Raw genomic sequence first — 4,736 nt, 5'->3', positions numbered from 1 at the left:
GCGGGCGCCCCGCCCGCCCTGGCTTCTGCGCTCGCCCCGGTGTCCGTGCTCTCCCGGGTGTCCGTGCCCGCCCCGGTGTCCGTGCTGGCCACGGCCACGACGAGCAACTGACGCCGCCCGGTGGCCAGTCGGGCGACCCGGGGCAGCAGCGCCTCCTCGGTGACGAGCGCGACCGCGCCGCAGTCGTCGAGGAAGTACGCCAGCTCCGCATCGGTCGCCCCGGGGTCGAGTGCCACCCCCACCGCTCCCGCCCGCAGGACCCCCAGGCAACTCTCCACCCACTCCACGCGGTTGCCCATGAGGAGCGCCACCCGGTCCCCACGCTCCACGCCCAGCCCCGCCAGATGGCCGGCCAGTCGCGCGGTCCGGCTCTGCAGCTCGTGGTACGTCACGCTCCGCCGCGCGTCCTGGAAGGCGGTCCGGCCGCCCCGGAGCTCCGCGTGAGCCTTCAACACCCGGGACAACGACTGGATCTGACGGACACTCATCTTGGTCATGGCCACCCCTTCGCGCCACGGAGCGCACTTTCAGAGCCCCGCCGGGACACCGTACCGACCTCAGGAGAACGTCAGTCCGCCGACGGTCGGGAAGGCAGGTAGTAGGGGCGGTTGTGGGCGGCGACCGGGGGCGACTGGTAGGTCCAGGCGCCGGCGGCCGGGGTGCCGGCGACGAGAGAGCGGGTGTCCTGGCCGAGGCCGCTGTCCGGGGCGTGGAGGGTCAGGCGCACGCGGTCGGCGTGCTCGGGGGCGCCGAGGTCGTACCAGCGGTACGGCTGGTAGACGTTCATGGGACCGGCGAGCAAGCGGCCGTCCGGTTCGGTGCCGTAGCCCGTGATGGGCGTGTTGTTGGCGGGGACGGCGGCGATGCCGTCCAGATCGGCCGTCAGGGAGAACAACGGTGTCGCGCTCTTCTCCAGGGTGCCGTCCCGGCCGGTGTCGGCCGCCTTGCCGTGCACGGTCCACTTCTCGCCCGCAGGGCCGTTCATCGAGGGCAGGTCGACCTCGAACCAGCCGGGGTACTTCGGTTCCGCGTACAGTGCGCGCCCGGCGCCGATGGCGAAAGGGTTGTCGCACAGGACGTGGATGCGGGCGATGCCGAGCAGTTTCGTCTGGTCCCAGCCCTGCGCGTACTGCGCGTAGGTCAGCCGCGGGATCCGGTCGCCGTCGGCGGTCGGGAAGGCGATGACGTTGTACTCGATCTCCTGGGTGACTCCGCCGCCGAACGCGTACTGCGCGAAGTACAGCTGGTAGTTGAACGACACCAGCGCCCGCCCGTCGAACTCGGCAGCCGTCAGGTCGGGGTGGTGCTTGGCGAGGAGATCACGGACCGGCCCCGGATCGACCAGCCAGTCGATGCCGAGGTGGTGCAGGGCCCCGTAGTGGAACGGCAGTTGGAAGGGTTCGGGTACCGGCGGCAAGGGCAGCGGGCTCATGCGGGTGCTCCTGTGGTTCTCGGGGTGAGCGGGGTGGGGCGGTCACGTGCGACGAGGTCGGCCTCGATGCGTTCGGCACTGCGCAGGGCGAGGGCGGCCATGGTCAGGGTCGGGTTGGCGGTGGCGACCGACGGCATGCTGCCGCAGCCGACGGCGTACAGACCGGGGTGGTCCCAGCAGCGCTGCCACGAGTCGACCACCGAGGTGGCCGGGGAGTCGCCCATGAGGTGGGTGCCTGCGGCGTGCCCCGCGCCGCGGTAGCCGTAGGTACGGCCGCCGTGTTCGAAGCGTCCTGGCCAGGCCGCCGGGGGCGCGTAGTCGGTGTGGTCCTCGGCGCCGAGCAGCGCGAAGATCTGGTCGGAGACCGCCCGGGCGGCGGCCATGCCGTCCTTCACGTGGTCGTCGAGGTCGTACGTGACCAGGGGCCGGGGGAGTCCGAGCGGGTCGCGCGCGCGTGGGTCGAGAGTGACGCGGTTGGCGGGGTCGGCGCTCTGCTCCATCTCGAACTGGAGGGTGAACTGGCGGCCGACCCGGTCGCCGACCGCGCGCCGCAGCTCCGCTCCGAACAGTTGCTCCTCGGTGAGGAGCCGGGCCACCTCGCCGTCGACGGGACCCTTGGCCCAGACCCATCCCCAATTGCCGATCTCGATGCGGAACGGCGCCCGCAGCCGGCGCGCGGGTCCGGTACGGAAACCCTCGAAGCCGGAGGTGGAGCCGGGCCCGCGGTAGGGGCCGACGGCGTGCGGCAGCAGACCCCAGGTCAGCAGGACGGGGTGGTCCATGAGATTGCGCCCGACCTGGCCGCTGCGTTCGGCGAGCCGGGACAGGAGGAGCAGCCGGGCGTTCTCGACGGCGTGCGCGGCGAGCACGACGACATCGGCGTGGGCGACGGTCGCCGTGCCGTCGTACGACCGGTACTCCACACCCGTGGCCCGGCCGCTCCCGTCGACGAGGACGCGGCTGACGACGGCCCGGTCCTGGAGCAGGACCGAGTCGCTCCAGCGCCCTTGCGTCTTGAGCGGGGTGTACTTCGCGTAGGAGGGGCAGTGCGGGATGCACGAGGCGTGTCCCTGGCACCGGTTGGCCGGATCAGGCCGTCCGCGCGCCCCGCGCGGAACGTATCCGCGGCCGTGGTCGTAGGCGGGGTCGGGGGTGCTGTTGCGGGCCTGCGGGGTGCCGACCACCCGCAGGTCCGCCTCGGTCAGGGCGACCGGATCCTTGACGCGCCGACCGTCGAGGCGCGCCGCGAGGACCCGGTCCAGGTAGCTGGCGGGCAGGGGTCGCATGGGGAAGACGTAGCCGTCGGGGAGCGGCAGCCCCGCGTGCGCGCGCTGCTCGGCGGCGTCGGCCGCCACGCCCAGCTCCTCCTCCGCCGCGCGGTAGTAGGGCTCCAGGTCGTCGTACGTGAGCGGCCAGCGGCGACCGTACCCGAAGGCTTCGGTGTCGAAGTCCTCCGGCAGCATGCGCGGCGCGAGGCCGGTCCAGACGTTTCCGGTGCCGCCGTTGACGCGGACGTAGCCGCTGGCGTACGGCAGCGGGCCGTTCTGGAGCAGATGGCCGGCCGCCCGGAAGCCGGGGGGCTCGTCCGTGCCGACGACGTCGGTCACCTCCGGCCAGGGTGCGGCGGGCCGAGCCCTGTAGGGCGATCCCGGCACCTTCGCGGACGCCGTCAGGTACGTGGTGAGGGGGTCAGGTTCGCCCTGCCCGGGATCCGTGGCACTCGCGCCGGCCTCCAGAACCAGGACGCGGCGACCGCGCTCTCCGAGCCGCTGCGCGACGAGAGAACCGGCTGCGCCCGCCCCGACGACGATCACGTCGTACCGGGTCACCGGACCCCGGCCCCGGACGGCCGCTCGGCCCAACTTCCGTACCCGGCAGGTGCGGTGGCGGGAGCGATGACCCCGGCCGACCGCCAGACCAACCCCTGGGCGTAGGAGCGCGGTGACACCACGAACGACGGCGGACCGGGCCAGCTACCCGTGTACCAGAGGTACGTCACGGCACGCGCGGCGTCCCTCCGGTCGCCGTCCGGACCCGCGATCGCCCGGTCCCGCCCGCGGAGCAGCCGCTCGAAGAGGTCCGCGCCGAGCTGCTCCACGGCCACGGCCGCGTACACCTCGACGAGCCCCGTCGCGCGGAGGCACTCGGCGTCGAACCCGGTCAGCCGCGCCGAGAGCGCGGTGAAGTCGGCTGCTTCGTCTGTTGTCGTCAGCACGGGGCCAACCGTGCCCCGTCGCCGCGGTGACCATGCTGGACCGCCACGAGATTGGCCTGTTCCCACGCGCGGCCACGGAAGCGTCAGGAACGGGGGGGACTACGGATACCGGACGGTTCAGCTGCGGCTGGTCACGGGAAATCGTTTTGCTGTGTGCGGAGTTGGTCCGGACGGATGTGTGCAATCCATTCATGGGTGCGTCTAGGTTGGGGGTTGATCACTCAAGAACGTCCCCTTGGAGGCGCCCCGTGTCGGACCGTGAACCCCGAGCTGTCTCAGCCGCCGAACTGAGCGAGCGGATCGATACGGCCAAGCCGCACTCCGCGCGCTTCTGGAACTACTTCGTGGGCGGCAAGGACAACTACGAAGTGGACCGTGAGCTCGGGGACCACATCCAGGGAATCTTTCCCGGACTGGTCGACGTGGCGCGCACGAGCCGCCACTTCCTGGGTCGTACGGTCCGTCATCTGGCCGCGGAGCAGGGCATCCGGCAGTTCCTGGACATCGGCACCGGCCTGCCGACCGCCGACAACACCCACGAGGTCGCCCAGCGGACCGCACCGGATTCGAAGATCGTGTACGTCGACAACGATCCCCTGGTACTCGCCCACGCCCGCGCCCTGCTCACGAGCACGCCGGAAGGGGAGACGGCCTACATCGACGCCAACCTGTACGAACCCGATGCCATCCTGCGGGCCGCCGCAGCGACGCTGGATCTCTCCCGGCCGGTCGCCCTCGTGATCCTCAACACCCTCGGCCACGTGGCCGACTACGACCAGGCGCGAACGCTGGTGTCCGAACTGATGGCCGGCCTGCCGTCCGGCAGCCATTTGGTGATCAGCGACAGCACCTCCACCAGTACGGGCATGATCGCGGCGTCGGAGGCCTACAACGCAAGCGGAGCGGTCCCTTACTACGTACGCAGCATCGATGAGATCACGCACTTCTTCGATGGCCTGGACCTCCTCGATCCGGGAATTGCCGAGGTCACGAAGTGGGGCCCCGGGACGGGCGGGCCGGGCCTGCGCGGGGGTGGGGGCGGGGGCTTCGGGGGGGGGGGGGGGCGGCCGGTGGAGGGTGGTGTGCCCC

At 71.9% G+C, this 4,736-nt stretch carries 5 protein-coding genes; 1 reads left to right on the top strand and 4 read right to left on the bottom strand.

What is annotated here, in order from left to right; genetic code table 11:
• The 4 genes from ACWGIG_RS35625 to ACWGIG_RS35610 all read right to left on the bottom strand — a co-directional run.
• Nucleotides 1-497 (bottom strand): AMP-binding protein (locus tag ACWGIG_RS35625; RefSeq protein ID WP_453325849.1); only part of this gene is annotated, 497 nt, incomplete at its 3' end.
• 71 nt (nucleotides 498-568) lie between these two features.
• On the bottom strand, nucleotides 569-1,432 hold the full coding sequence (locus ACWGIG_RS35620; RefSeq protein WP_453325848.1) for a hypothetical protein: 864 nt from the start codon (nucleotides 1,430-1,432) through the stop codon (nucleotides 569-571).
• Entirely contained in the window at nucleotides 1,429-3,261 is a 1,833-nt protein-coding gene (locus ACWGIG_RS35615; protein WP_453325847.1) for a GMC family oxidoreductase, read from the bottom strand. Before ACWGIG_RS35615 ends, ACWGIG_RS35620 begins: the two co-directional genes overlap by 4 nt.
• Nucleotides 3,258-3,647 (bottom strand): hypothetical protein, encoded by a 390-nt coding sequence (locus ACWGIG_RS35610; RefSeq protein ID WP_453325846.1) that lies wholly within the window; start codon nucleotides 3,645-3,647, stop codon nucleotides 3,258-3,260. The genes ACWGIG_RS35615 and ACWGIG_RS35610 overlap by 4 nt, the downstream gene beginning before the upstream one ends.
• 248 nt (nucleotides 3,648-3,895) lie before the next feature.
• Here ACWGIG_RS35610 and ACWGIG_RS35605 point away from each other — a divergent pair.
• On the top strand, nucleotides 3,896-4,736 hold an 841-nt coding region (locus ACWGIG_RS35605), incomplete at its 3' end, for an SAM-dependent methyltransferase (RefSeq protein ID WP_453325845.1).

Source organism: Streptomyces sp. NPDC054863, assembly GCF_053610825.1.
The sequence above is the reverse complement of the archived record's forward strand: the minus strand, read 5'-3'. Positions and strand labels throughout refer to the sequence as shown.